Raw genomic sequence first — 25,821 nt, forward strand, 5'->3', positions numbered from 1 at the left:
ACGACGGCGCCCGGGACCTCACGGGCGCCGTCGTCGTCTGCGTGCTAGGAGGTGGCGGTGCCGCCCGGGGCCGGCGCATCCCCTGCGCGCCACACGAACTCCGGTACCGTCCCGTTGATCTCCCAGTCGCCCACGACGCGGGACTTGTAGATGACCGGGTTGTGGGAGGAGATAGTGCGCGCGTTGCGCCAGTGCCGGTCGAGCTGGAGTCCCCGGCGGGTCGACGACGCGCCGAGGGCGTTGAAGATCGCGGCCGCAGCGCGCTGCACCTGCTCCGTCACCACGATCTGCGCCTGCGAGGAGGCGAACTCGACCGCCACCGCAGCCGCATCCGCCTCCCCGGGCGGGAGGCCGAGGTGTGCCTCGTAGGCCTCCTGCAGCAGTTCGGCCACCCGGAGCGCGGCAGCCTCGGACGCGAACGCGAGTGCCGAGACCTCCCCCACCACCTGCTGCACCTGGATGTCCTCGCTGGGTCTGGTGCCGTTGCCGTGGCTGAAGGTGCGGGTCCTGCCGCGAACCTCCGAGGCCACGTCCCGGACGGCGGCGCGGGCGATCCCGGCGAGGGTCGCCACGTGGATGAGCTGGTACACCCCGGTGTCGTAGGGCGGGTGCTCGGTGTCGGTGATGACGTCGGTGCCGGGCACGGGGACGTCGCGGAACACCGTGGTGCCGCTCGCGGTGAGCCGCTGCCCGAACCCGTCCCAGTCGTCGATCACCTCGACGCCGGGGGCGTCCCGCCGCACGATGGCGATGACGTCCTCGCCGTCGTCGGTGCGCGCGCCGGTCTGGATCCAGCCGGCGTAGAGGCTCCCGGTGGTGTAGAACTTGGTGCCGTCGACCCGGTAGCCTTCCCCGTCGCGGGTGATGGTGGTGCTCACCCCGCCGACGGGGACCGGCCCGGTCTCGGTCCAGGCGTTCCCGAGCACGGCTCCGTCGGCGACGCGCCGCAGCCACTCCGTGTCGTTCGCGTACAGGCGGTCCTCGACGAAGGCGATGTGGCTGCGCAGGGCCTGGGCGAGGTTCGATTCCGCCGCGGCGAGTTCGACGAGCAGGCGGAAGAAGTGCGGTGCCGACACCCCGCCGCCGCCGAGTTCGGCGGGGACCCGCAGGGCCGTGAACCCTGCGGCCGTGAGCCGGCGGATCTGCGGGTGCAGGAGGATGCGCTCGGTCTCGCGCTGCGCGGCACCGGCCGCGATCTCCTCGAACAGGGGGCGGAAGCGTGCGGCGAGCCGGGAGTAGGGGGCGGGCGCGGTGATGGCGTCGACGGTCATCGGAGGGCTCCTTCGGAGGTCGGGAGGGCGGAGGTGCTCATGGTGCGCCTCCGGTGCGGGAGGTGGGGACGCGGGCGGGCAGGTCGGGGACGGCGGCGAGCAGGGCACGCGTGTAGTCCTCCGCGGGTGCGGTGAAGAGGGATTCCGCGCTGCCGGACTCGACGACGCGGCCGTCCCTGAGCACGAGGACCTCGTCGCTCACGTGGTGGATGACGCCGAGGTCGTGGCTGATGAACAGGTAGCTCAGGCCCAGCTGTTCCTGCAGGTCGGCGAGGAGATCCAGGACCTGCGCCTGGATCGACACGTCGAGGGCTGAGACCGGCTCGTCGAGAAGCAGGATCTTCGGCTGGAGTGCCAGCGCCCGGGCGATCGCCACCCGCTGCCGCTGCCCGCCGGAGAGGGTGAGGGGCCGGCGCTCGATGAGCTCCAGGGGGAGTCCCACCTGCCCGAGCAGCTCGGCGGCCCTGTCCTTCCGTTCGCCGGGCGTGCCCACGGAACCTGCGTCCAGGGCGTCGGTGATGACGCGGCCCACGCTGAAGCGCGGGTCGAAGGAGCTCAGCGGGTCCTGGTTGACGAGCTGGATGTCCGGGCGGTGCGGGCGGCGGACCTGCTCGGAGACGATCCCCGCGCCGTCCTGCTGCCCCACCCAGGGCAGGCCGCCGAGCGTCACGGTACCGGCGTCGGGCTCCGTCAGTCCGAGGGCCATGCGCGCGGTCGTCGACTTGCCGGATCCCGACTCGCCCACAATGCCGAGCGTCTTCCCGGCAGGCAGGGTGAAGGAGACGTCGTCGACGACGGTCCGGCGGGTGCCGTCCGGGGACGCATACGTCTTCACGAGGTTGCGGGCATGGAGGGCGGGGGCGTCCACCGGGACGGCCGAGTGGCGTGTCGGCCGTGACGCCACGACGGCCCGCCGCGCAGCGGACAGGCGGGTGCCCTTGCCCGCTGCGGAGGGGACGGCGTCGATCAGCTGCCGGGTGTAGTCGTGCCGCGGATTGCCGAGCACCTCCGAGGCGCGGCCCGTCTCCACGATGCGCCCGTTCTGCATGACGGCGATCTCGTCGGCGAGGTGGCTGACGACCGCGAGGTCGTGGGAGATGAAGATCAGGCCGCGGCCCTGCTCCTTGAGCCCGGCGAGCAGCTCCAGGATCTGGGCCTGCACCGTCGCGTCGAGTGCAGTGGTGGGCTCGTCGGCGATCACGAGCCGCGGGTTCAGCACCGTGGCCTGGGCGATGAGCGCCCGCTGGCGGAGCCCGCCGGACAGCTCGCCCGAGCGCTGCCGGGCGCGGACCTCGGGGTCGGGGATCCCGGCATCCCGCAGCGCGGCATGGACCCGCTCCTGCCGCTCGGCCTTCCCCCGCACACCGTGGGTGCGGAGTGCCTCGTCGATCTCCTGCCCCACCGTGCGGAGGGGATCGAGGGAGACGAGGGCGTCCTGCAGCACGTAGCCGATGTCCTTGCCGCGCAGTCCCCGCCACTGACGCTCGGTGAGGCGGGTGGCGTCGCGGCCGAGGACGTCCAGGCGGTCGGCGGAGACGCGCGCGTTGGAGGCGTTGAGTCCCACGAGCGTGCGGGCCGTGACGGTCTTGCCCGAGCCCGATTCGCCGACGAGGGCGAGCGCCCTGCCGGGAGCGAGGGCCAGGGAGACGTCGCGGACGACGTCGACGACCCCGCGCGGCGTGGTGAAGGAGACGTTGAGGTTGTCGATGGCGAGCAGCGGCTGCTGCTCCGGGGTGTCTGCGCTGTTCTCGGTCATGGTCAGACCTCTGCTTCCAGTCGGCGCTGCAGGTGGTGGCCCACCACGGTGGTGGTCAGTGCGGCGAGGGTGATGAAGATGCCCGGGAAGGCGGCGATCCACCAGGCGACCTGGAGGTAGTTGCGGCCGTCGGCGAGCATGGCGCCCCACTCGGCGGCGGGCGGCTGGGCGCCGAGACCGAGGAAGCTCAGGGAGGACGCCCAGACGATCGCCTGCCCGATGCCGAGCGTCACCAGGACGAAGAGGGGTCGCGCCACGTTGGGGACGATCGTGTGCCACAGGATGTGCGACTTTGACCGGCCGAGCGCGAGGGCCGTCTCCACGTAGGGTGCGGCGACGACCTGCAGGGTCTGCGTACGGAGCATCCTCGCGTAGCCGGGGGCGGAACCGACCCCGACGGCGATGGCGGCGGTGACGACGCCGGTGCCGGACACCGCGATGACGATCAGCGCCAGCAGGAGGCCGGGGAAGGCGAAGAGGATCTCCACGAAGCGGCAGATCGCGGAATCGAGCCACTTGCCGGAGACACCGGCGGTGATGCCGAGCGCGCCGCCGAGCACCAGGCCGATCGCCGTGGCGGCGAGGCCGAGGAGCAGGGACTGGCCGGTGCCGGCGATCACCCGGGAGAAGACGTCCCGGCCGTTCTGGTCGGTGCCGAACAGGTGCGCACCGTCCGGGGACTGGAAGGCGTTCGCGGGGTCGATCTCGAACGGGTCCTGGCGGAGGAAGACGGAGGGAGCGACGGCGGCCAGCACGAGGAAGGCCAGCAGTGCCGCGGCGATCCAGACCCCGATCGGGGTGCCCCGGACGAGGCGGGAGGTGCGCGATCGCGCCGTGGACGGCGTGGTGGCGGCCGAGCCGTCCACGGCCGTCGTCGTGGGGTCGAGGGTGAGGCTCATGCTGCTGTTCCCTTCGGGTTCGTGCGCGGATCGACCACGCGGTAGAGGACGTCCACCACGAGGTTCACGAGGATGTAGACCGCGGCGATGATGAAGACCACGGCGAGGGTGATGGGCAGGTCCCGGTTGATGATCGCGTCCACCAGGGACCGTCCGAGGCCGGGCCGGGCGAAGATGATCTCCGCGACCACGGCGGAGCTCACCAGGGAGCCGACCGCCCACGCCGAGAGCGTGAGCCCCGGCAGGATCGCATGCCGCAGGGCGTGCGTGATGCGGACGGAGGTGTCGCTGAGGCCGCGGGCGCGGGCGCTCAGGATGAAGGGCTGGGCGAGGGCGTCCTGGAAGGAGGAGCGGGTCACCTGCGCGATGAACCCGGCCAGGGGGATGGCGAGGGAGAGCGCGGGCAGGACGAGCGAGCGGAAGCCGTCGTTGCCGGCGACCGGGAACCAGCCGAGGGTGACGGCGAAGACCACGGCGAGCATGATGCCGACCCAGAACTGCGGGAGGGAGGCGAAGAACACCTCGACGGCCCGGCCCGCGCCGTCGAGCGTGCGCCCGCGGCCCACCGTGAGGAGCGTGAAGGCCAGCGCGATCACCCAGGCGAAGACCAGGGCCAGCCCGGCGAGCTGCAGCGTGGGCAGGATCTGCGGTCCGATGATCTCCAGGACCGGGACCTTGAAGATGTAGGACACCCCGAAGTCGCCGGTGAGGAGATCGCCCAGGTAGGCGAGGTACTGGACGAGGACCGGCTGGTCGAGCCCGTACTCCGCCCGGACGGCCGCGACCGTCTCAGGCGAGGGGGAGGAGCCCGCCCCGCCGAGGATCGCGGTGACCGGATCGCCCGGCGTGAGGCGGAGGACGAAGAACGTGAGGGTCACGGCCGCCCAGAGGACGAAGAGGCTGCCGGCCGCCCGCCGCACGATGACCTTGCCGGCGGTACCGGCCGTCGCCGTCGTGCGGGGTGCTGCGCTGAGTGAATCGAGGGACTGGGTGCTCATTCTGAATCCACCGCCGTGACGTCGTAGAGGTAGGGGAGGGACAGGCTCGGCTCGAGGGCGAGGTTCTCGTAGCGGTCGCTGCGGAGCGCCACCTGGCTGGCCTGGTTGTACAGCGGCAGCTGCAGGGCGTTGTCGCTCACGATCTGCTGCGCCCGGTAGTAGAGGTCCTCGCGCTCGGCGGGGTCGTCCGTGGCGAGGGCGTCGTTGAGGATGCCGTCCAGGCCGGGGTTGCGGAAGCCCGACCCGTTCGGCACGAAGCCCGCGGACTCGGTGTACTCGGAGGAGAAGACGATGCGCAGGACATCGGCCGTGTTGGTGTTCCAGTAGTCGGCGCGGAGGTCGTACGCGAAGTTGTTCCCCAGTTCGCTGACGGTCGCCCCGTCGCCGTTCTCGATCAGCACCTCGAACCCGGCCTTCTTCGCGGTGGCCTGGATCTGGGTGACCAGGGCCTGGTGCGCCGTGGGCCAGGCTCCGGGCGTGTAGGGGAAGTGCACGGTGAGGCGCTCGCCGTCCTTCACGCGGTAGCCCTCGTCGTCGCGCTCCGACCAGCCGGCCTCGTCGAGCAGGCGGGCCGCCTCGTCGGGGTCCGGGTCGTACACGTGCTCGAAGTCGGGGGAGTAGAAGCCCGTGGTGGAGCTCAGGGGTCCGCCGGCCCGGGTGACGGTGCCGAAGTAGACGCTGTCGATCCCGGCGTCCACGTAGGCGCTGTGCAGGAAGGCCTTGCGGACGGCCAGATCGTCGAACGGGGCGCGCGTGGTGTTGAGGATGAGGTTGGTCGGGTTGCCCGGCCGGTCCTGCAGGATGAGTTCGACGTTCGGGTCCGCCTCGGCCTCACCGAAATGCACGGACGGCATGAGGTCCAGGGCGTCCACCTGCCCGGCGCGGAGGAGCCCGTAGCGGGTCGAGTCCTCGGGGACGATGCGCCACTCGATCTTCTCGAGGTGCGCCGGACCCTCGTGCTCCGCGTAGGGCGGGGCCGAGTTGTAGTCCTCGTTCCGGACGAGGCTGACCTTCGACTGCGGGACGTAGTCGACGATCCTGTACGGCCCGGTCCCCACGGGGGAGTTGCAGTTCTCGGCCTGCGGACGCTTCAGCGCCTCGGGGGATTCGATGCCGAGGAACGGCTGGGCGAGGACCTCGAGGAACGCGGCGTAGGGGCGGTTGAGGGTGACGACGGCGGTGGTGTCGTCCACGACCTCGGTTCCCACGTAGGGCTTGAGGTAGCCTCCGGCCGTGCCGGACTGGGTGTCCGGATCCACCATGTGGTCGAGGTTCGCCTTGACCGCTTCGGCGGTGAGTTTCGTCCCGTCGGTGAACGAGACGTCGTCGCGCACGGTGAAGGTGTAGGTCAGGCCGTCGTCGGAGACCGACCAGTCCGTCGCCAGCCACGGATGGATCTTCCCCTCGCTGTCCTGTGACACCAGGGAGTCCAGGTAGTTGGCAGCGATGGACGCCTGCGGCATGTCGCCGTTGACGTGGGGGTCGAGGCAGGAGATGTCCTTGCCGGTCGCGAAGACGAACGTGTCGTCCTCGCCGGCCGCGGCCGTTCCGCCGCACCCGGAGAGGGTGAGGGCGAGTCCTGCTGCGCCGAGCAGGGCGAGTGTGCTGAGGGTGCGGGGGTGTGCTGTCGTCACGCGGGGCTCCTGAATCATCGCCCGATGGAGGGCAGACAGGACAGCCAGCAGTCACCACCGGACGTGCGCGCGCACGGCGGGGGAGACCAACGAAAGCGTGAAGCAACTCCATCGGTCCTGGCAGTAGCACCGTTCCCCGTTGCTACACGGGGAGGGTTGCTGCGGCGTCGTCGATCCAGGTCTCTCGGCCGCTCGGGATGGTTATGGACCCAGTCAAGCGCACCGGCCGCAGGGAGCGCCAGTGGTGCCCGTCATACGGGGTCATGCGGCGACCATAGGGGGTCATGCGGCGACGCAGGAGGCCCCTCCTTCGCGGAGCGACTCCGGGAGCCCGGGCCTCAGGTCCCGCAGTACGTCGTGTACCGGCCGAAGTCGTCCGGCGCGCCGGCCGCGTAGCGTTCCAGCCCCGGCCTCTCCTCGAAGGGGTTCGCGACGACGTCGACGAGCCGCGTGAGCGGATCGAGGTCGCCCGCGGTCGCGGCCTCCAGGGCCTCCTCGACGAGGTGGTTCCGCGGGATGTACACCGGGTTGACGCGGTCCATCGCGTCGGCGTCGGGCCCGAGGGCGAGCCACCGCTCGGCCCAGGCGTCGAACGCGGCGACGTCGAGCACCCTGTCGCGTGCGGGCCGGACGTCGCCGCGCACCACGGAGCCGAGGCCCCGGAAGAAGGACGTGTAGTCGACGTGGTTCTCCTGCAGCAGGGTGAGGACGTCGTTGGCCAGCGGCGAGGCGACCTCGTCGTCGACGTCGTCGGGCAGCCCCAGCTTGGCCTTCATGCCGGCGAGCCAGGCGGCGCCGTAGCGGGATCGGAAGGATTCCAGCACGCCGACGGCCAGGGCGACCGCCTGCTCCTGGTCCTCGTCGATGAGCGGCAGCAGGGTCTCGGCGAGGCGTGCGAGGTTCCACTCGGCGATCAGCGGCTGGTTGGCGTAGGCGTAGCGGCCGCCGCGGTCGATGGAGCTGTAGACCGTGGCGTAGTCGAAGACGTCCATGAACGCGCACGGCCCGTAGTCGATGGTCTCGCCCGAGATGGTCATGTTGTCCGTGTTCATCACGCCGTGCAGGAAGCCGACGAGCATCCACTGCGCCACGAGCGACGCCTGCGCGGACAGCACCGACTCGAACAGCGCGAGGTAGGGGCGTTCGGTGGACGCGGCCTCCGGGTAGTGGCGGCTGATCGCGTGATCGGCGAGGCGCGTGAGGAGGTCCTGGTTGCCGGTGGCGGCCGCGTACTGGAAGCTCCCGACGCGCAGGTGGCTGCTCGCGACGCGCGCCAGGACCGCGCCGGGCAGCATGGTCTCACGGCGCACCTCGCGTCCGGTGGCGACGACGGCGAGGGAGCGCGTGGTCGGGACGCCGAGGGCGTGCATGGCCTCGCTGACGATGTACTCGCGCAGCATGGGGCCGACGACGGCGAGGCCGTCACCGCCGCGCGCGAAGGGCGTGCGGCCCGAGCCCTTGAGGTGGAGGTCGCGGAGGCGGCCCGCGACGTCGGTCAGCTCGCCGAGCAGCAGCGCCCGGCCGTCGCCGAGGCCCGGGTTGAAGCTGCCGAACTGGTGGCCGGAGTAGGCCTGGGCCACGGGCGTCGCGCCGTCGGGTACCGAGGTGCCGACCAGCAGGGCGAGGCCCTCGGGGGAGCCGAGGAACCCCGGATCGAGCCCGAGGTCCGCGGCGACCGGACCGTTGAGGGCCAGGAGGCGGGGTGCGGGGGCGTCGTCGGCCTGCCAGGCGACCGCCATCTCGGGCAGTTCCCGCGCGAACCGGCTGTCGAAGCTGACCCTGGAGTCCGTAGGCACGCTCATCCCTCCACCGTACGCCGGGCGACACGAGGTCTGTCACGCGAGGAAGTTCTTCGATGACGCCCTTGTGCACGGCCCGGTTGGCCGACCTGCTGTCGGAACCCTACGATGACCGACATCAGGCGCAGCCCCTCGACGGCTGGCACCAGTCCACCGAAGGGTCCGCGATGCCGCAGGGCGACGACGCAGCACGGCAGGTCTCCGAGCGGATCCTGCGGGAGGCGGCCGGGGCGCGCATCATCTGGGACTTCGACGGCGTCGTCGGGCACACCGAACCCCTGCACGAGGCGAGCTACCGCGAACTCGCGGAACGGCGGAACCACGAGTTCCCGTCCGGCTTCTTCGGCGACCTCGTGGGCCACACGGAGCAGTGGATCTGGGAGCGCGTCATCGCCGACGGCTTCCCGGCCGCGGAGCGGGAGATCCCGGCCCTGCACGGCGAGCGCGGCGAGGTGGTCGCCGCGGCGGCGCTCCGAACCCTCGACCCGTCATGGCTCGCGGCGTCGCTGATGCCGGCCGTGCACGGCACCGCCGCCGAGCAGGTGGTGGTCTCCAACGGGGACCCGGATCTGATCACCGCGCTGCTCGGGAAGTGGGACCTCGCCCGGTTCGTGCACGTCGCCCGCCGTGAACCCGGGCGGGACAAGGAAGCCCTCTTCCGGGAGCTGTGCGTCCCGCCCTGCGTCGTCCTCGAGGACAGCGACACCTACCTGGCGCTCGCCCGGCGGGCCGGAGCCTTCACGGTGGGCGTCCGGCACTCCCACAACCCCCGCGCCGCCCTCGACGCCGACCTGACCACCGCCCTGTGAGCCCGACAGACCGAGGACCAGCCATGGCCGAACCCACGAAACCCGTCGTCCTGCTGAAGCCCGCCCCGCAGAAGCGGGACAGGATCTTCACGCCCGAGGCCCTCGCCCGGCTCCACGAGGGCTTCACCGTGGTGGATCTCGAGGACGCACCCGACGACGCCCTGTTCGAGGAGTACCTGCCCGGGGCCTTCGCGATCGTCGGGCAGCCGGACCTGGGCGCCGACCGGCTGGCGCGTGCCGTCGGCCTGAAGGCCCTCGTCAATGTCGAGGGCAACTTCTTCCCGAACGTCGACTACGGCACGGCCTTCGCGAACGGCGTGCGCGTGCTCGGGTGCGGGTCCGCCTATTCGCAGGCCGTCGCCGAGTACTCACTGGGGCTCGCCCTCGATCTCGCCCGGGGCATCAGCGGCCAGGACGGCGCGATGCGCGACGGCCGCGAGCAGTACGTCGGCGCGTCCGCGGGCGACGCCGTCCTCCTCCACCGCGCCGCCGTGGGGATCCTCGGGTACGGCAACCTGGGGCGCAGCTTCCATCGCCTGCTGCAGCCCTTCAACACCACGGTGCGCATCCACGATCCCTGGCTCCCCGCCGCCGTCATCGAGGACACGGGTGCGCAGGCGGCCGGTCTCGAGGAGACCCTGCGCACCAGCCAGTTCCTCTTCGTCTTCGCCACGGCGACGGCGGACAACACCCACCTGCTCGACGGCGCGGCCCTCGACCTGCTGCCTCCCGGCGCCCGCATCGTCCTCGTGAGCCGCGCGGCGGTCGTGGACTACGACGCCCTCCTCGAACGGCTCCAGCAGGGGCGGTTCCTGGCGGCGATCGACGTGTGGCCCATCGAGCCGCTCCCCGGGGACAGCCCGTTCCGGGGGCTGGCCAACACGGTCCTCTCCCCGCACCGGGCAGGCGGCATCCCGCAGGCGTTCCACGCCATCGGGGACATGGTGGTGGACGATCTCACCCTGATGGCCCGCGGGCTCCCGCCCGTCCGGCTGCAGGCGGCGGCCCCCGAACTCGTGGGCCGCTACCGCAACAAACCGGTCACCTAGTCCGCGCAGCTCCGGCGCGGACGTCGAGGCGGGGCGGCTCCAGCAACTGCCGTGCGACGTCGGAGTCGGTGATGAGCACGTTGACCCAGCCGCCGTTGATCGCTCCCCGGATGGCATCGAGCTTCCGCATGCCGCCGGCTACTCCGATCCTGCGGGGGATGCGGAGCATCGCTTCGGAGCTGATGGAGACCATGCGCTCCTCGATCGCCGAGTTCATCGGTGCCCCGTCGATGTCGAAGTAGCGCAGGCAGATCTCCCCGACCGCGCCGGAATCCAGGAGCGCCTTCTCCTCGGTGCTGGTCAGGGCATTGCCGCTGGCCTGCCACAGCGGTGACGCGGGGAACGTGCCGATCCCGACCAGCGAGGTGTTGACCCGGTCCCAGGCTTCGGCGGTGCCGGCAACACCGGGATCGGCGAGGAACGCCTGACGGATCTGGTGATTCGCGACGAGGCCCGGCGCCGCCATGTAGAACGGCCTGGCGGAGGTGAGTTCGGCGAGATGCGACACCAGTCTGGTCGCCTGGATCTGCGCCTGGGGGCTACCCACCCCTCCGATCATCTGGATCACCTCGCTGAGGACCTTGCGGGGCCTGGACCTCATCGCCTCCACCGTCTGCAGCAGGGTCGTGCTCCAGTTGGAGATGCCGACGACGTCGTCGACCTCGATGGTCGTTTCCAGGTAGGTCGCAGCACAGGACCCCAACCGCATCCCCAGGGAGGCATCGTCCACCATGTCCGCGACGACGACTTCCTGCAACCCGTACTTCTCCTCCAAAGCCTTCTCCAGTCCGACGTAGATGCCCGGCGGCTGTACCACGGAGGTGCGGACGATCCCGAGGTCAGCGGCGAGCTTCAGGCACCGCGACACCCTCGCCTGGGACAGGTTCAGACGGCTCGAGATGTCCGACTGCGCGAGCCCCTCCTCGTGGTACAGGACGGCGATCTTCGTCAGCAGACGAAGCTGGTCAGGGCTCGCCGTCGAGAGTGACACAGGGTCGCTCGGGGGTGTCATACACCGGTTCCTTCCGAAGGGACTGCGCGTCCGTTGAATATATATGCAAGCCCGATCCTGCCCTGTCCATCGGGGCCGGGACGGTGTGCCGCCACGGTGCCGGGTGTTATCTGCATCACGCGTCCCAGCGCGCGCAGGAGCCTCCCTGAATGGATATTCAGGCTCGACTAATCGTTACAAGAGATCGTCCTCCAGCCCTTTTCCCGGCCCTGCGCACTCATAGACTCCGAGCACAAGATCAACTTCAGCGCCGAAGTTCCGGAAGGAATTTTCTCGACTGACCGACCCGTCCCAGGGAGAGAAAATGAAGTCAACGAAGACAGCATCACCTGCACCGAAGCTCGCCGGGGTCCTCTCGATCCTCGCGTTCTCGTTCGTCCTGTCCGGTTGTGGAGCGGCTGCTCCCACCTCCTCCGGCGGATCCAGCGCCGGGGCCGCGGAAGGAACATCCTGCTCCGTGGATGGCGAGCCCTTCAGCACCGACGACGCCGAGGACAGCGTCGAGTACACCGAACTCGAGAGCACCCTCGGAGCTGTTCCCGAACCCGCCGAGGGAACCGAGATCGGCTCCATCATGAAGTTCCTCGGCAACCAGTACTGGGTGGCCCTGTCCGAGGGACAGACCGCAGCCGCCGAGCAGTACGGCGTGAAGGTGGAGGTCCAGGCTGCGGCGACCGAGTCCGACCAGGTCGGACAGCTGAACTCCGCGGAGACCATGCTGCAGAAGAAGTACACGATGCTCGTCTCCCCGCAGACGGACACCAACCTCTGCCCGGCCGTGGAGAAGGCCGAGCAGCAGGACCTCCTGGTCGTGAACGTGAACGACGCCGTCCTGCCCGGCGCCAAGCAGTGGGTCGGCCCGAACCAGCGCCAGAACGGCGTGAACGCCGCGGAATTCGTCCTCGAATCCGCGGACGAGGGTGCCCAGGTCGCTGTCGTCGAAGGACAGGCCGGCGTGTACGCCGCCAAGCAGCGCACCGACGGCTTCACCACGACCGCCGAAGAGGGCGGCCTCGAGGTGGTCGCCAGCGTCCCCGGCGACTGGGACATCGCGAAGGCGCGCGACGCAGCCACCACGATCATCAGCCAGTACCCCGACCTGAAGGCCATCTACGCGAACAACGACGGCATGGCCCTCGGCGTCGTCGAGGCCGTGAACTCCGCGGGCAAGAAGGGCGAGATCATGGTCATCGGCACCGACGGCGTCGAGGCCGCCTACGACGCGATCCGCGCCGGCGACCTGACCGCGACGGTCGACTCCTACCCGTACCTCACGGGCCAGGTGTCCGTGAACGTCGCCCTGCGGATCCTCGGCGGACAGGACGTCCCCCGCGCCGTCTACACGCCGCAGGCACTCATCACCAGCGAGAACGTCGACGACGCACCCCCCACGCTCGACTGACGTCCGTCGCACACCCTGCCAACATTCCAGCAGAAAGTTCCTTGGCGTGACACTCCCTATCAAAGAACCAACGCCTGCAGTGCAGGCCAGCCGCGGCGCAGCGGCCCCGACGAAGAAGGCGTCCCGACTCCCCGACTTCGCCAACAACAGGATCCTCGGCGTCATCTTCGCCCTGATCGTCACGTTCGCCGTCTTCACGGCGCTCGTGCCGTCCTTCCTCAGCATCTCCAACCTCCTCGAGATGGGCGTCCAGTCGGCGATCATCGCGATCATCGCGCTCGGCATGACCCTCGTGATCGTCACCGGGGGGATCGACCTCTCGGTCGGCTCCATCGTGGGCCTGGTCAGCGTCATCTGCGCCTCGAACCTCGACACGTGGGGTGCCTTCCCGACGATCATCGCCGGCATCCTGCTCGGCGCCGTGCTCGGCTTCATCAACGGAAGCCTCTCGGCGGTGTTCTCCCTCGAGTCCTTCGTGGTCACCCTGGCGACCTTGAACGTGTACCGGGGACTGGCGTTCCTCTACACCGACGGGCTGCCGATCTTCGGCCTCGACCAGGGGTTCCGGAACATCCTCAGTGGAACGACCGGGGGCATCCCCAACCCGATCATCCTGCTGGTGGCAGTGACCGTGATCTGCTACCTGATCCTCAACCGCTCCAAGCTGGGCGTGCACCTCAAGGCCGTCGGCACGAACGCGGACGCCTCCCTGAAGAGCGGCATCGCGGTCCGGCGCACCAAGGTCTCGGCGTTCGTCATCGCCGGCGGCCTGGCGGGCCTCGCCTCGGTCCTGCTCATCAGCCGCATCGGCGCCGCCGAGCCGATCTCCGGCACCGGCTACGAGCTCACGGTCATCGCCGCGGTCGTCGTGGGCGGCACGAGCCTCATGGGTGGCCGCGCCTCGATCGTGGGCACCGTCCTCGGAGCACTGCTCCTGGGGTCCATCCGGACCGGCCTCACGTTGCTCAACGTCAACCCGTTCTTCCAGCTCCTCATCACCGGCATCATCATCCTCCTCGCGGTCCTCGTGGACCGTGCTGCATCCCGATCGAAAGCGAAGCGCTAATGTCCTCCGTCAAGTACTCCACCCGCGTCAACTCCTTCGCTCTCGGCAAGGGCAAGAAGCTGCCCACGGGGGACGAGCCCATCCTGGAGCTCATCGCCCTGGCCGGCACCGTGCCGGGCCTCACCTCGCTCGAACTGAACTACCCCGAGCACTTCAAGCACGATTCCGTCGAGGACATCAAGGCCGCCGTCGCCAAAGCGGGACTGGACGTGCCCGCTCTCCAGCTCCGCTGGCCCTCACCCCGTTTCGCGAACGGTGCCTTCACCAACGCGGACGCCGAGATCCGCGCCGAAGCGGTCCGGATGGTCACCGAGGCCATCGACCTGTGCGCGTCCTTCGGTGCCGACCACGTGCTGCTCTGGCCCGCGCACGACGGATACGAATACCCCCTGCAGATGGACTACACGAAGTCCTGGGCGTGGATGGTCGAGAGCCTGCGGGCCGTCGCCGACCACGACCCGGCGATCCGCGTGTCCATCGAGTACAAGCCGGCCGACCCCCGGGGACGCACCATCCTCAACACCACCGGCGCCGTGATGAACCTGATCAACGACACCGACCGGCCGAACGTCGGCGTGACCCTGGATTTCGGGCACCTGCTCATGGCCCGGGAGAACCCGGCACAGTCCGCCGCGATGTGCCTGCAGGCGGGCAAGCTCTTCGGGCTGCAGCTCAACGATTCCCACGGCGTCGCCGACGACGGGCTCATGGTGGGCAGCATCCACCTCTCGGAAACCATCGAGCTCGCCTACTACCTGATCCGCGAGGGCTACGACGGGACGTACTACTTCGATACCGACCCGGTGCGCGAGAACCCCGTGGCGGAGTGCGCCATGAACATCGTGCGCATGGGTGCCATCATCGAGATGGCCCGCAACCTCGTTCGGAACCATCCGGACCTGCCGACAGGACACGCCTTGGATTCCGCTCCCATCCTGTGGGAGACAGTCATGGGGGAGAAGTGGAACACCACCGTATCTGTGTAGCCGGATCCATCAACGTGGACCTGGTCGCGTACCTGGGCGATGCGCAGGACGCGACCAGGTACGCCGACGGGACCGGATTCCAGATGTCCGCCGGAGGCAAGAGCCTCAACACGGCCATGACCATCGCGGCACTCGCCCCCGTCCAGCTCCTCGGCAGGGTGGGCCAGGACGATTTCGGCGCCTTCATCGCCCGGACCGTCACCGGCGCCGGGATCGACGTGAGCTCCCTGATCGTCGATCCGGAGGCCGGGACCGGCATCGGACACGTGAGGGTCAGCGCCGCAGGGGAGTACGACACCGTCGTCATCCCGGGCGCGAACGGTCACTTCGCCCCCGGCGACGTCGATCGTTTCCTCGAGGAGAACACCGCTCCGGACTATGCCGTGCTCAACCTCGAGGTCCCCCTCGCCACGACGCGGCACGCAGTGCAGCGGTTCCGGGCCCTCGGGACCACGGTGGTCCTGAACCTCTCGCCCATCCACGAGGGGGCGGCGGATCTCCTGCCGCTCGTCGACGTCGTCGTCCTCAATCGGGAGGAAGCCCGGCTCGTCCTCGACCGACCGGGCGAGAACGACCCGGACGGACTCCTGCAGGGACTGCGGGACGCCGGATCCCTCGCGGCCGTCCTCACCCTGGGATCGGACGGGGCGGCCTACCACGACGGAGGTCGGACCGGACGGATCCACGGAACGCCCGCGACGGTCGTCAACACGATCGGCGCGGGGGACACCTTCCTCGGCGCGTTCGTTGCCGGCCTCGCGTCCGGACGTCCGTTCGCCGAGGCCCTGACCTATGCCGACGCGGCCGGCCGGATCGTCTGCGGAAAATCATCCTCCTACCTGGCCGGTGCAGACCGCCGGGACCTGGAGCAGCTCACACTCGCCTCGGAGCACCCCGCTCCCGACCTGAAAGCATCGGAACCAACTCATGGCTGAGAACATGATCGAACTCATCGACGTCGAGAAGTACTTCGGCGGCGTCCACGCCCTCCGCGGCGTCTCCATGCAGGTCCCCGCCGGGAAGGTCACCGCCATCATCGGGGACAATGGCGCCGGCAAGAGCACACTCATCAAGTGCCTGTCCGGCATCCACCAGCCCACGACCGGCCAGATCCTCGTCGACGGTGTACCGGCCGACATCTCGTCCCCCCAGGCGTCACGCGATCTCGGCATCGAGACGGTGTACCAGGACCTCGCGGTCATCGACACCCTCAACGTCATGCAGAACCTCTACCTCTCGCGTGAGATCCGTACCGGGATCTGGCCCTTCCGCCTCCTCAACCAGAAAAAGATGAAGACCGGCGCGAAGGAGATGCTGGCCCGCATCGGCAACACCACCCTCTCGCTCACCCAGGAGATAGGAGGCATGTCCGGCGGCCAGCGGCAGGCCGTGGCCATCTGCAGGGCCGTCGCCTGGGGCGCGAAGACCGTGATCTTCGACGAACCCACCGCGGCCCTGGGCCCGAACGAGAGCGCCGAGGTCCACCGACTCATCACGCAGCTCCGCGAGCAGGGCATCACGGTCATCCTCATCAGCCACAACTTCGAGGAGGTCATGGGCCTGGCGGACGTCATCTGGGTGATGCGCCAAGGCCGGGCCATCGCGAAGCGGAATGCGTCGGAGACCACGGGCCGGGAACTCGTGACGCTGCTGACCGGTGCGGACATCGCGGCGCAATGACCCGGAGCGGGCCGGTCACACCAGGCTGGCCAGCCCGCTGCGGGCCGCGACGGCGCGCTCCGCGAACGCGGAGAAGGCGCGCGTCGCCGGTGAGAGGTAGCCGTGCTTCCGCTGCACCAGGGCGATCGTGTCGAAGAGCGGCTCCGCGAAGGGGAAGCTCCTCACGCCGTCCTCGCGCCGCAGGGATTCCAGGATGCCCCGCGCCATGAAGGAGTCCCCGGCTCCCGCGGCCACGAGGCCGTAGGCCGTCTCCGCGTGTTCGACCTCCATCTCCGCCTCGATGGACAGTCCCGCGAGGTTGGCGCGGTCCCGCAGCTGGCGGCGTGTGGGGTCCTTCCACCCGGCATGGGCGTCGTAGAGGACCAGCTTCGCGGCGGCCAGTTCCTCGATGGTGACCGCCCCGGCGTCGGGGTCGCGGGTGGACGAGATGAAGCGGACCTCGTCACGCGCGAGGTGCCGGACGTCGAGGTTCTCGCTGTCCACCGGGAGCACGACCAGGCCGCACTCGATCTCCCCGCTCGCCACCGATGCAGCCACCACGTGCGAGTTGAGGCCGATCATGCGCACCCGTACGCCCGGGTGCTTCTGGTGGAACTGAACCACGAGGTCGGCGAGATCGTAGTTGGCCGCGTACCTCAGGACGCCGAAGGTCGAGACCCCGCCGCTGAGCGTCTGCAGCGCCTGCACGGCCTCGACCCCACGGCGCGCGGAATTCACGCAGTCCTGGGCGTGGGTGTGCAGCTCCTCGGCCGCCGGCGCGGGGGAGAGCCCCTTCGAGGTGCGGGCGAAGAGGGCCGAGCCCAGTTCCTGCTCGAGCCGCGAGATCAGCTCGGACGCGGACGCCTGCGTGATGCCGAGCTCCTTCGCCGCCGCGCTGAGGGACCGGCAGCTGTAGGCCGCGAGGAAGGCACGGAGCTGGTTGAGGGTCATAGGGAAAACCTATATCTTCCACTGGTAAAGGGTGGGTTCCCCTATGTCCCCTCCCGGTCCTACGCTTCGTGGATGGAACTGACAGCACACCATGCCTCCTTCATCTCGGGCTCCTACGAATGCCTGAAGAGCGCTGCGATCGGCGGAGTGCCGGCGCAGCGCCTGCCCCAGGTCGTCGAGACGGTCTCGGAGATGCTCTCGGTCATCGAGAAGGGCGGGCGCGACGCCGTCGCCGAGTACTCGCGGAAGCTCGACGGCTGGGGCGGCGGTGACGTCGAGATGGACGCCGACTCCCTCCGCCGGACCGGCGACTCCCTGAAGCCGGCCCTGCGGGCCGCCCTCGAGGCCGGAGCCGAACGGACCCGGACGTTCGCCGGCCTGCAGCTCGAACACCTGCAGGACTTCCAGGCCGAGGTGATGCCCGGGGTGACGGTCGGCCACCGGTACATCCCGGTCCAGCGCGTCGGCGCCTACCTGCCCGCCGGGCGGTTCCCCATCCTCGCGAGCGCTTTCATGACCGTCGGCGTCGCGAAGACGGCAGGAGTCCCCACGGTCGTCGCGTGTTCGCCGCCCACCTCCCCGACGGCCGGCAATCCCGCGGTGTTCTACTCCGCCTACCTCTCCGGCGTCGACCGGGCCTTCGTCGTCGGCGGCGTCCAGGCCCTGGCCGCGATGGCCTTCGGGCTGCTCGGCGAACAGCCGATGGACATGCTCGTGGGTGCCGGCAACGCCTATGTCACCGAGGCGAAGCGGCAGCTGTTCGGGCGTGTGGGCATGGACCTCCTCGCCGGTCCCTCCGAGGTCGCCGTGATCGCCGACGACACCGCCGACCCCGTCCTCGTCGCCGCGGACCTCCTCGGCCAAGCGGAGCACGGCCCCCAGTCGCCGGCCGCCCTCGTCACGACGTCCCGGGACCTCGCCCTCGCCGTCATCGCCGAGGTGGACCGCCAGCTCGAGGACCTGAGCACCCGCGACATCGCCGGTCCGGCCTGGCGCGACTACGGCACGGTCTACGTCGCCGAGGACGACGCCACCGCCGTCGAACTCATGGACGTGCTCGCGCCGGAGCACCTCGAGGTCATCACGGCCGACGACGACTACTTCCAGCGGAACCTGACGAACTACGGGTCCCTGTTCCTCGGGCCCTGGTCCACGGTCGCCTACTCGGACAAGGGCATCACGGGGACCAACCACGTCCTGCCCACGGGCGGCGGCGCGCGGTCCTCGGCCGGTCTCTCCGTCGCGCGGTTCCTGAAGCCGCTCACGTTCCAGCGCATCGACCGCTCGGCGACCCTGCAGCTGGCCCCCCTCGTGTCCGAGATCTCCGCCTACGAGGAGATGGAGGCGCACCAGCGCACGGCCGACCTCCGCATCACCCGATTCGAGTCCGATCCAGCATCTACCAAGGAGCAACCATGAACAGCAGGCGTGCAACGACGTCCTTCGCAGCCGGGGCGATGGGGATCGCCCTTCTGCTCACCGCATGCGGTGGCGGGGACTCCGGCGGCAGTGAGGCAGGAGGCGGCGAGGACGGCGCCATCGAGACGATCACGATCGCCACCTCCAACGACGCCCCCTTCTCCTTCACGGACGAGTCCGGCGCCCTGCAGGGCATCGACGGCGAGATGATCAACTGGATCGCCGAGAAGAAGGGCTGGGAGGTCGAGGTCTTCGTGTCGGAGTTCGCCACCCTGATCCCCGCGATCCAGGCGGGCAAGGCGGACGCCGTCGTCGACGCCATGTACATCACGGACGTCCGCAAGGAACAGGTCGACTTCACGGACACCTGGTACCAGCAGGGCGAGGGCATGGTGGTCCCGGGAGACTCGACCATGACCAACCGCGACGACGCCAAGGGCACCGTGATCGGCGTCCAGACCGGCACCACCTTCATCGAGCTCGCCGAATCCCTCGAGCCCGAGGAGATCAAGTACTTCGACTCGCAGGCCGCACTCCTGACCGCCGTGGAGAACAAGCAGGTCGACGTCGTCTTCACCGACGCGGCCGTGGTCGCCTACAGCCTCGTGCAGAACCCGAACGACGCCATCAAGATCGTGGACCCCTACGAGCCCTACTTCCCGGGCCTCATCGGTGCCGCCGTGCCGAAGGAGAACACCCAGCTCCTCGAGGAGCTGAACTCCGGCCTCGCCGAGCTGAAGGCGTCCCCCGACTACATGGAGATCCTCACGAAGTACGGACTCACCGAGAGCAACGCCGTCGACTGACCGTCCTTCGTTCTCCCGAGGTTGAAAGGAAGTCCGGCCATCGAGTTCATCGAAAGCACCCTCAGCTACTTCCCCCGCCTGCTGGCGGCCGCGCCGATCGTCATCCAGCTCGCCCTGGGGGCGATGGCGCTGGCCCTCGTGCTCGGCCTGCTGGTGGCGCTGGCGCGGATCTCGAAGTCGAGGATCCTCCGCGGGATCGCCCTCGTCTACGTCGAGGTGATGCGCGGGACGCCCCTGCTGGTCCAGCTCGTCTACATCTTCTTCGTGCTGCCGGCGATCGGGGTCAACATCGATCCGGTCCCCGCCGGGATCCTGGGACTGGGACTCAACTACGCGGCGTACCTGTCCGAGGTGTTCCGCTCCGCCATCCTGTCGGTGGAGGCGGGGCAGACGGAGGCGGCGCTCTCGCTGGGTTACACGCCGGGCAAGGCGCTGTGGAAGATCGTCCTGCCGCAGTCCTTCATCGTCTCCCTGGGGCCGATCGGCAACTACTTCATCGCGATGGTGAAGGACACGGCGCTGACCTCGGTGATCGCCGTGACGGAGATCCTGAAGACGGCGAACGTCATCAACGCCCAGACGTTCGAGACGACGCAGGTCTACACCGCCGCCGCACTGCTCTACCTGCTGATCAGCCTCCCGCTGTCCCGCATAGTGAGTGCCCTGGAGAAACGAGCGAGGGTCCATGTCTGACGAAGTGATCGTGAGCGTCCGGGACGTCCACAAGACGTTCACCGTGACCAAGACCCCGGGACTGCTGCAACGCCTGCGCGGCAAGCGGCGGGAGGTCAACCGGATCGAGGTCCTCAAGGGCGTCGACCTGGACGTCCACAAGGGGGAGACCGTCGTCATCCTCGGATCGAGCGGTTCCGGGAAGAGCACGCTCCTGCGCTGCATGAACAAGCTCGAGACGATCGACAGCGGGCGCATCCTCGTGAACGGCCACCTCGTGGGGTACGAGGAGCGCGGCGGGAAGCTGGTCGACGAGAAGGCGTCCGTCACCGCGAGGAAGCGGACCGACCTCGGGATGGTCTTCCAGCAGTTCAACCTCTTCCTCAACAAGACGGCCCTGGGCAACGTGATGGCGCCGCTGCAGGACGTGAAGAAGATGTCCCGTGCCGAGGCCGAGGAGCACGCCCTGGCGAGCCTGGGCAAGGTGGGCCTGCTCGACCGGAAGGACAACTACCCCTCCAAGCTGTCCGGCGGGCAGAAGCAGCGCGTCGCGATCGCCCGGGCGCTGGCGATGGACCCGAGCGTGATGCTGTTCGACGAGCCGACCTCGGCGCTGGATCCGGAGCTGGTCGAGGAGGTGCTCGCGGTCATCAAGGCGATCGCCGCCCAAGGCACCACCATGGTGATCGTCACGCACGAGATGCAGTTCGCACGCGACATCGCCGACGTGATCGTGGTGATGGACCAGGGGATCATCGTCGAGGCGAACACCCCGGACGAGGTGTTCTTCCGACCGAAGCACGCCAAGACCTACGCCCTCCTGAAGCGTTCGGGACTGGCCGTGGAACCTCCGGGGGCGGTCTGATGCCCTCCTGGTCTTGCGCCACCGCGTAAACTGGTAAGCCACCTGATATTTCTGGGTGCAGATGAGCAACCGAAGGAGATCATCATGGGAATCAGCAACAGGATCAAGACGGCGGCCAACCGCTACCTGAGCAAGTCCGGCACCGGGACGACGGGCAAGCCCGTCGGAGGGGTCGCCGGCAAGCGCGGCACGCCCGTTCCCTCCGGCAAGGCCGGCGGGATCCTCCGCAACCTGCTCAACCGCAAGTAGCAGCGACGCTCAGGCCCTCCTCCGGGAATAGGGCCTGAGCGTTCCGCGGTTGCGCCAGACATGCACATAGAGATCTGGTCCGACGTCAAATGCCCCTGGTGCTTCGTCGGCAAGCGCCGCTTCGAGAAGGCCCTGGCGGACTTCCCCCACCGCGACCGCGTCGAGGTGACCTGGAAGAGCTACCAGCTCGATCCCTCCCTCCCCGATCACTACGACGGCACGGAGCAGCAGTATCTCGCCGAACGCAAGGGCATCGCGCCCGAGCAGGTCCGCGAGATGTGGGACCACCTCTCCCGGCAGGCGGAGGGCGAGGGCCTCGACTTCGACTTCGACCGCGTGGTGGTGGGCAACAGCTTCACCGCACACCGCTTCCTCCACCTCGCGAACTCCCACGGCCGGGGCGACGCCGCGAAGGAAGCCGTCATGTCCGCGCACTTCGAGCAGGGCCTGGACACCTCCGACGTCGAGGTGCTCGTCGCCCTCGGCACGGGCATCGGCCTCGCCGGGGACGAGATCCGCGAGACCGTCGCCGGCGACCGGTTCACCGCCGACGTCCGCCACGACATCGAGGAGGCCCGCACCCTCGGGGTGCAGGGCGTCCCGTTCTTCGTCGTCGACCGCAAGTACGGCATCTCCGGCGCCCAGCCCGTCGAGTTGTTCCGGCAGGCACTCGACCAGGCGTGGCGCGAGTCCGATCCGCTGGTGTCGCTCACGCCGTCGCCCGACGGCCCGGCCTGCGGCCCCGACGGCTGCTGACCCCCCGACCCGCGCCGACAGCCGGATTCCGCCGCCGTCAGCGGCGCGAGCCCGCGGCCATCCTCCGCAGCTCGGCCTGCACGCGAGCCAGCTCCCGCCGGCGCTGCGCCTGGAGCTCCTCCGGGTCCACGCGCCGGTGCCGGACCGGCTCGGCGATGGGCCCGGCGGTCTGCTCGGGCACAGGCGCCGGCGCGGGTGCCTGTGTGGGCGCGTCGTCCTCGGCGTCGAGGGGATCGAAGAACAATCCGTCGCGGTGCATGGGCGTCTCCTTCGTGGGGTGATGTCCCGACCCTAGCCCCGTCGTGTTTCGGGCACTTTTCGCGCCCTCAGCCTCCCCCGGCCACGCGGGCGACCGCCATGGCGCCGTCGTCGAACCGCATGACCGCCCAGCCGATGCCACCGAGGGCGTACAGCGAGACGGGTACGAGCAGGCACCACTCGCGGATGGAGCCCGCGTTGCCGAGCACGGGCACCGCGATGTTCCCGTTGGGCCGCCACACCTGCGCGACCACGGGCACCTTCGCCAGGCTGCGCGGGCGGCGGAGCCGGAACGGGTACACCGGATTGCAGCCGCCCGTCGTCAGCATGTCGCCGAGGATGTGCGCGACGACGCCGATCCCCACCGCGAGCGGGAACCAGATCTGCTCCTCGGGCGCGAAGGCCGTGACGAAGGCCCCCGCGGTCAGGCCCACGGCCCAGGGTGAGCGCCGCATGCGGTCCGGGATGATCTTCAGGGCCTTCGCCGCGAAGGAGACGAGCAGCACCGTGAGGACGCCGGCGCCCGGGTAGACGGTCCCGAAGTCCACCGTCTCCACGGTCCACAGCCCGGCGATGAACGCGACCGCCACGAAGGCGGCGACACCGAGCAGCGAATGCGTGCCGCGTCGGTGGCCGCCCGAGATGGCCCCGACGCCTGCGCACAGCAGGTTGGACAGCGGCGGCAGGGAGTGGGCGATCGTGGCGCTGTGGTGGTCGGCGTCGGGCAGGAGCGCCGCGCCGGCGGTCACGAGGGCCCCCGTGACGACGCCGACGGGGCTGACGTCCAGCAGCCCGAACCCGAGGGTGACGGCGTCGGGCAGGACGGGCAGCAGGGCGCCCGGGTGCACCTCGATCCGGGTGGTCGCGGCTACCCAGGCGGCGGCGCCGCAGGCAGCATGGTGGGCGCCCATCATGGCGGGGGGTCCTTTCGGTGAGACCGCGCCGGCCCGCAGGATCACGGCCGGCGACGAAGTCCCATCCTGACGCGTGCCACCGTCATTATCGGAAGGGTGCCCCTTCCGCCGGTATCAGTGGGGGCGGAGCTGCCGTGCGCCGGGACCGGACGGAGCGGTGGTCGAGCGCAGCCACTCCTCGGCGTCGTCGCCCACGGAGACCGGCAGTTCGATCCTCTCGAGCCGTTTCCGGAAGCTCGCGGTGATCTCGCTCTGGATCCGCAGGCGTGCCTCGTCGCCCGGTTCCGCGCGGCCCGCGGCGACGCGGTCGGCAGTCAGGAGGAGCCGCGCCTGGGAGTGGGCGATGCTGTCCGCGAGGTAGAGGAGCTGGCTCTCCGCGCCCGCGGTGGATGCCGCCGGGGCGGCGGGCTGCTGTGGGCGACGACGGAACCTGGTGAACATGCGCATGACGCTGACCCCGCTGGTGTTCTCGGCCGGCCGGACCCCGTTGTTCGGCTGGCTCGGGCGGCATCCCTGACGCCCGTGGCGCAACACTACCGGAATGGTGTCGCGGCGTCGCTGGTTCCACGGATATGACTTCCTTCGCCGGCGTATCCGTCCTCGACCGGGCACAGTCGCGCCTCGGGTCCTCCGAAGCCGGGACGCTGCAGGCAGTGATCGGGCGGGCTCGCCGGGCCGAGGAGCTCGGGTACCGGCGCTTCTGGGTCGCGGAGCATCACGGGGTGCCGGGCATCGCGGGGTCGGCACCCGCCGTCCTCGCCGCGGCCGTCCTCTCGGGTACGACGACGATGCGCGTGGGCACGGGCGGGATCATGCTGCCGAACCACCAGCCCCTCGTCGTCGCCGAACAGGCCGCGACGCTGGCCGCCCTGTCCGGCGGCCGGTTCGACCTCGGGATCGGCCGGTCGCTCGGCTTCACCCCCGCGGTGCGTGCCGCGCTGCGGACCGGGAAGGAGGAGGCGGACCGGTTCGGGGAGGACATCGCCGAACTGCTCGCCTTCCTCGGCGGCACGGCACCCGTCACGGCCCGCCCGCAGGACGCCGGCCGCACGCCCGTCTTCGTCCTCGCCACGGGGCAGGGCGTGGACATCGCGGCGCAGGCGGGACTCGCCGTCGTGCTCGGCGGGCCCGCCCTGTTCCGGGACGGCCAGCCGGCCCTCGAACGCTACCGCGCCGCCTTCCGCCCGTCCGCGTGGTGGGACAGGCCGCACGTCATGGCCTCGCTCAACGTGGCGGTCGCGGAGACGACGGCGGCGGCGCGGCGGCTGCTCCTGCCGGAGGCGCGGGCACTCGCCGTCTCGCGGACCAGGGGGTACTTCCCGCCGCTCGAGTCCTCCGACGAACGCCTGACCGCCCGGGAGGAGGGGCTCGTCGAGGAGTCGCTGGCGACGGCCGTGTACGGGACGGCGGCCGGGGTGGAGCGGCAGCTCGACGGGCTGCAGGTACGCACCGGCGCCGACGAACTGCTGGTCAGCGGCGGGGCGTACGACCTCGAGGCGCAGGCGGTCTCGGACGAACTGCTGGCCGGGCTCACCGCACCGTGACGCGGCAGGGGCCGCCGTCGTCGACGCCAGCCCGACACAGATAGTAAGTATGCTTGTTATCTGGGGTGGAATCGCCCTAGTCTGGCGGGATGCGTCGCCTCAGGCGGGCGACACCGACGACAGGACCACCATGCTCACGATGCACGATCTCGACCCCCTTCTCGGCCACCGCAGTACCGTCGTCACGGACCAGGGGGACAAGGTGGGCTCGATCGGGGAGGTGTTCCTGGACGACGCCACGGACACGCCGACCTGGATCACCGTCCACACCGGGCTGTTCGGGACGAAGGAGTCCTTCGTCCCGCTCGAGGGGGCCACGGTGCAGGCCGGCCAGCTCGTCGTCGCTTATCCGCGGGACCTCGTCCGGAACGCTCCCTCGACCGAACGCGACGGCCACCTGAGCCCTGAGGACGAGAGCGCGCTGTTCCGGCACTACGGCCTGCAGGACACAGCGACGGCGGACGACGACGTCCAGCGGGCGGACGACGCCCCCGTCCGGGAGAGGCGCGACGACGGCGCACCGTGGATGATCCGCTCGGAGGAGCAGCTCCGGGTCGGGACCGAGACGTACGAGGCCGCCCGGGTGCGGCTGCGGAAGTACGTGGTCACCGAGCAGGCCAGCCTGACGGTGCCGCTGCAGAGGGAGGAACTCCTGATCGAGCGGGAGCCGATCACGACGTCCGCCGCCATCTCCGAGGACTCGCTGTTCCAGGAGGAGATCGTCGAGTTCGTGGGCCACGCGGAGCACGCCGTGGTGGTGGGCACGGAGACCGTGCCCGTCGAGCGTGTGCGGCTGGGCAAGGCGACGGTCACGGGCAGGACGACGGTCAGGGAGCAGGTGCGGAAGGAACGCATCGCCAGCAGCATCGACGGCGTGCCCATGACCGACGCCGGTACGCGACGGTCCGGGGGCCGCACGCGCCGCCCGACGGCCGGTGGCACGGGCGGCCGGACCGTATCGGCCGAGGAGTCGGGGCGGGCCGCGACGAACAGCCCCAACCCGCTCCTCAAGGGCAAGAACAAGCGGCGCTGAGCCCGGGACGGGAC

26 protein-coding genes and 1 riboswitch are annotated in these 25,821 nt (G+C 70.0%); of the genes, 15 read left to right on the forward strand and 11 right to left on the reverse strand.

Features of this window, described 5'->3' with window-relative positions; all coding sequences use genetic code 11:
- Positions 1-44: 44 nt before the first annotated feature.
- The 6 genes from ACX80K_RS13080 to ACX80K_RS13105 form a co-directional block, all read right to left on the reverse strand.
- The gene (locus tag ACX80K_RS13080) at positions 45-1,271 is read right to left on the reverse strand and encodes an acyl-CoA dehydrogenase family protein (RefSeq protein WP_459272320.1); all 1,227 of its coding nucleotides are present in this window, start codon (positions 1,269-1,271) and stop codon (positions 45-47) included.
- 37 nt (positions 1,272-1,308) lie between these two features.
- Entirely contained in the window at positions 1,309-3,027 is a 1,719-nt protein-coding gene (locus ACX80K_RS13085; protein ID WP_459272321.1) for a dipeptide ABC transporter ATP-binding protein, read from the reverse strand.
- Between the two features lie 2 nt (positions 3,028-3,029).
- Complete coding sequence (locus tag ACX80K_RS13090; protein WP_459272322.1) at positions 3,030-3,926, reverse strand: ABC transporter permease; 897 nt, start codon at positions 3,924-3,926, stop codon at positions 3,030-3,032.
- Positions 3,923-4,924 (reverse strand): ABC transporter permease, encoded by a 1,002-nt coding sequence (locus ACX80K_RS13095; protein WP_459272323.1) that lies wholly within the window; start codon positions 4,922-4,924, stop codon positions 3,923-3,925. The genes ACX80K_RS13090 and ACX80K_RS13095 overlap by 4 nt, the downstream gene beginning before the upstream one ends.
- On the reverse strand, positions 4,921-6,558 hold the full coding sequence (locus tag ACX80K_RS13100) for an ABC transporter substrate-binding protein (protein WP_459272324.1): 1,638 nt from the start codon (positions 6,556-6,558) through the stop codon (positions 4,921-4,923). The genes ACX80K_RS13095 and ACX80K_RS13100 overlap by 4 nt, the downstream gene beginning before the upstream one ends.
- A gap of 105 nt (positions 6,559-6,663) precedes the next feature.
- Positions 6,664-6,762, reverse strand: a riboswitch (SAM riboswitch).
- Positions 6,763-6,896: 134 nt separating this feature from the next.
- The gene (locus tag ACX80K_RS13105; RefSeq protein ID WP_459272325.1) at positions 6,897-8,360 is read right to left on the reverse strand and encodes a protein adenylyltransferase SelO; all 1,464 of its coding nucleotides are present in this window, start codon (positions 8,358-8,360) and stop codon (positions 6,897-6,899) included.
- Positions 8,361-8,413: 53 nt separating this feature from the next.
- On the opposite strand from ACX80K_RS13105, the gene ACX80K_RS13110 reads away from it, so the two are divergent.
- On the forward strand, positions 8,414-9,166 hold the full coding sequence (locus tag ACX80K_RS13110) for an HAD family hydrolase (RefSeq protein WP_459272326.1): 753 nt from the start codon (positions 8,414-8,416) through the stop codon (positions 9,164-9,166).
- Between the two features lie 23 nt (positions 9,167-9,189).
- Positions 9,190-10,215, forward strand: coding sequence for an NAD(P)-dependent oxidoreductase (locus tag ACX80K_RS13115; protein ID WP_459272327.1), 1,026 nt, complete (start codon positions 9,190-9,192; stop codon positions 10,213-10,215).
- On the opposite strand, the gene ACX80K_RS13120 is transcribed toward ACX80K_RS13115, so the two are convergent.
- Entirely contained in the window at positions 10,208-11,227 is a 1,020-nt protein-coding gene (locus ACX80K_RS13120; protein ID WP_459272328.1) for a sugar-binding transcriptional regulator, read from the reverse strand. The genes ACX80K_RS13115 and ACX80K_RS13120 overlap by 8 nt on opposite strands.
- 304 nt (positions 11,228-11,531) lie before the next feature.
- Between ACX80K_RS13120 and ACX80K_RS13125 the strand changes: the two genes are divergently transcribed.
- From ACX80K_RS13125 to ACX80K_RS13145, 5 genes are all read left to right on the forward strand, one after another.
- Positions 11,532-12,629 (forward strand): sugar ABC transporter substrate-binding protein, encoded by a 1,098-nt coding sequence (locus ACX80K_RS13125; protein ID WP_459272329.1) that lies wholly within the window; start codon positions 11,532-11,534, stop codon positions 12,627-12,629.
- A 79-nt stretch (positions 12,630-12,708) separates the two neighbouring features.
- Positions 12,709-13,695 (forward strand): ABC transporter permease, encoded by a 987-nt coding sequence (locus ACX80K_RS13130; RefSeq protein ID WP_459272330.1) that lies wholly within the window; start codon positions 12,709-12,711, stop codon positions 13,693-13,695.
- On the forward strand, positions 13,695-14,681 hold the full coding sequence (locus ACX80K_RS13135) for a sugar phosphate isomerase/epimerase family protein (RefSeq protein WP_459272331.1): 987 nt from the start codon (positions 13,695-13,697) through the stop codon (positions 14,679-14,681). Before ACX80K_RS13130 ends, ACX80K_RS13135 begins: the two co-directional genes overlap by 1 nt.
- Entirely contained in the window at positions 14,657-15,616 is a 960-nt protein-coding gene (locus tag ACX80K_RS13140) for a PfkB family carbohydrate kinase (RefSeq protein ID WP_459272332.1), read from the forward strand. Before ACX80K_RS13135 ends, ACX80K_RS13140 begins: the two co-directional genes overlap by 25 nt.
- The gene (locus ACX80K_RS13145; protein ID WP_459272333.1) at positions 15,609-16,361 is read left to right on the forward strand and encodes an ATP-binding cassette domain-containing protein; all 753 of its coding nucleotides are present in this window, start codon (positions 15,609-15,611) and stop codon (positions 16,359-16,361) included. Before ACX80K_RS13140 ends, ACX80K_RS13145 begins: the two co-directional genes overlap by 8 nt.
- Before the next feature lie 15 nt (positions 16,362-16,376).
- Here the strand turns inward: ACX80K_RS13145 and ACX80K_RS13150 are convergent, their stop codons facing one another.
- On the reverse strand, positions 16,377-17,291 hold the full coding sequence (locus tag ACX80K_RS13150) for a LysR family transcriptional regulator (RefSeq protein WP_459272334.1): 915 nt from the start codon (positions 17,289-17,291) through the stop codon (positions 16,377-16,379).
- A 72-nt stretch (positions 17,292-17,363) separates the two neighbouring features.
- Between ACX80K_RS13150 and hisD the strand changes: the two genes are divergently transcribed.
- The 6 genes from hisD to ACX80K_RS13180 all read left to right on the forward strand — a co-directional run bounded on the left by hisD (position 17,364) and on the right by ACX80K_RS13180 (position 22,058).
- Positions 17,364-18,710 carry a histidinol dehydrogenase gene (hisD, locus tag ACX80K_RS13155; protein WP_459272335.1) on the forward strand — a complete coding sequence of 449 codons (1,347 nt, stop codon included), beginning with the start codon at positions 17,364-17,366 and terminating at the stop codon, positions 18,708-18,710.
- A complete protein-coding gene (locus tag ACX80K_RS13160) occupies positions 18,707-19,516 on the forward strand; it encodes an ABC transporter substrate-binding protein (protein WP_459272336.1) in 810 nt (269 codons plus the stop codon). The genes hisD and ACX80K_RS13160 overlap by 4 nt, the downstream gene beginning before the upstream one ends.
- A gap of 21 nt (positions 19,517-19,537) precedes the next feature.
- Positions 19,538-20,209, forward strand: coding sequence for an amino acid ABC transporter permease (locus tag ACX80K_RS13165; protein ID WP_459272337.1), 672 nt, complete (start codon positions 19,538-19,540; stop codon positions 20,207-20,209).
- Positions 20,202-21,053: an amino acid ABC transporter ATP-binding protein gene (locus tag ACX80K_RS13170; RefSeq protein ID WP_459272338.1), complete on the forward strand. Its 852-nt coding sequence runs from the start codon at positions 20,202-20,204 to the stop codon at positions 21,051-21,053. Before ACX80K_RS13165 ends, ACX80K_RS13170 begins: the two co-directional genes overlap by 8 nt.
- An 84-nt stretch (positions 21,054-21,137) precedes the next feature.
- Entirely contained in the window at positions 21,138-21,302 is a 165-nt protein-coding gene (locus ACX80K_RS13175) for a hypothetical protein (protein ID WP_459272339.1), read from the forward strand.
- A gap of 60 nt (positions 21,303-21,362) precedes the next feature.
- On the forward strand, positions 21,363-22,058 hold the full coding sequence (locus ACX80K_RS13180) for a DsbA family oxidoreductase (protein WP_459272340.1): 696 nt from the start codon (positions 21,363-21,365) through the stop codon (positions 22,056-22,058).
- A gap of 37 nt (positions 22,059-22,095) precedes the next feature.
- Here the strand turns inward: ACX80K_RS13180 and ACX80K_RS13185 are convergent, their stop codons facing one another.
- The 3 genes from ACX80K_RS13185 to ACX80K_RS13195 all read right to left on the reverse strand — a co-directional run bounded on the left by ACX80K_RS13185 (position 22,096) and on the right by ACX80K_RS13195 (position 23,671).
- Positions 22,096-22,317: a hypothetical protein gene (locus ACX80K_RS13185; RefSeq protein ID WP_459272341.1), complete on the reverse strand. Its 222-nt coding sequence runs from the start codon at positions 22,315-22,317 to the stop codon at positions 22,096-22,098.
- A 67-nt stretch (positions 22,318-22,384) separates the two neighbouring features.
- Positions 22,385-23,230 (reverse strand): metal-dependent hydrolase, encoded by an 846-nt coding sequence (locus ACX80K_RS13190; RefSeq protein ID WP_459272342.1) that lies wholly within the window; start codon positions 23,228-23,230, stop codon positions 22,385-22,387.
- 114 nt (positions 23,231-23,344) lie between these two features.
- Positions 23,345-23,671 carry a hypothetical protein gene (locus tag ACX80K_RS13195; protein WP_459272343.1) on the reverse strand — a complete coding sequence of 109 codons (327 nt, stop codon included), beginning with the start codon at positions 23,669-23,671 and terminating at the stop codon, positions 23,345-23,347.
- Positions 23,672-23,802: 131 nt separating this feature from the next.
- Here ACX80K_RS13195 and ACX80K_RS13200 point away from each other — a divergent pair, with 131 nt between their 5' ends.
- Positions 23,803-24,774 (forward strand): MsnO8 family LLM class oxidoreductase, encoded by a 972-nt coding sequence (locus ACX80K_RS13200; RefSeq protein WP_459272344.1) that lies wholly within the window; start codon positions 23,803-23,805, stop codon positions 24,772-24,774.
- 130 nt (positions 24,775-24,904) lie between these two features.
- On the forward strand, positions 24,905-25,807 hold the full coding sequence (locus ACX80K_RS13205; protein WP_459272345.1) for a PRC and DUF2382 domain-containing protein: 903 nt from the start codon (positions 24,905-24,907) through the stop codon (positions 25,805-25,807).
- Positions 25,808-25,821 lie beyond the last annotated feature (14 nt).

This window comes from Arthrobacter sorbitolis, assembly GCF_054510995.1.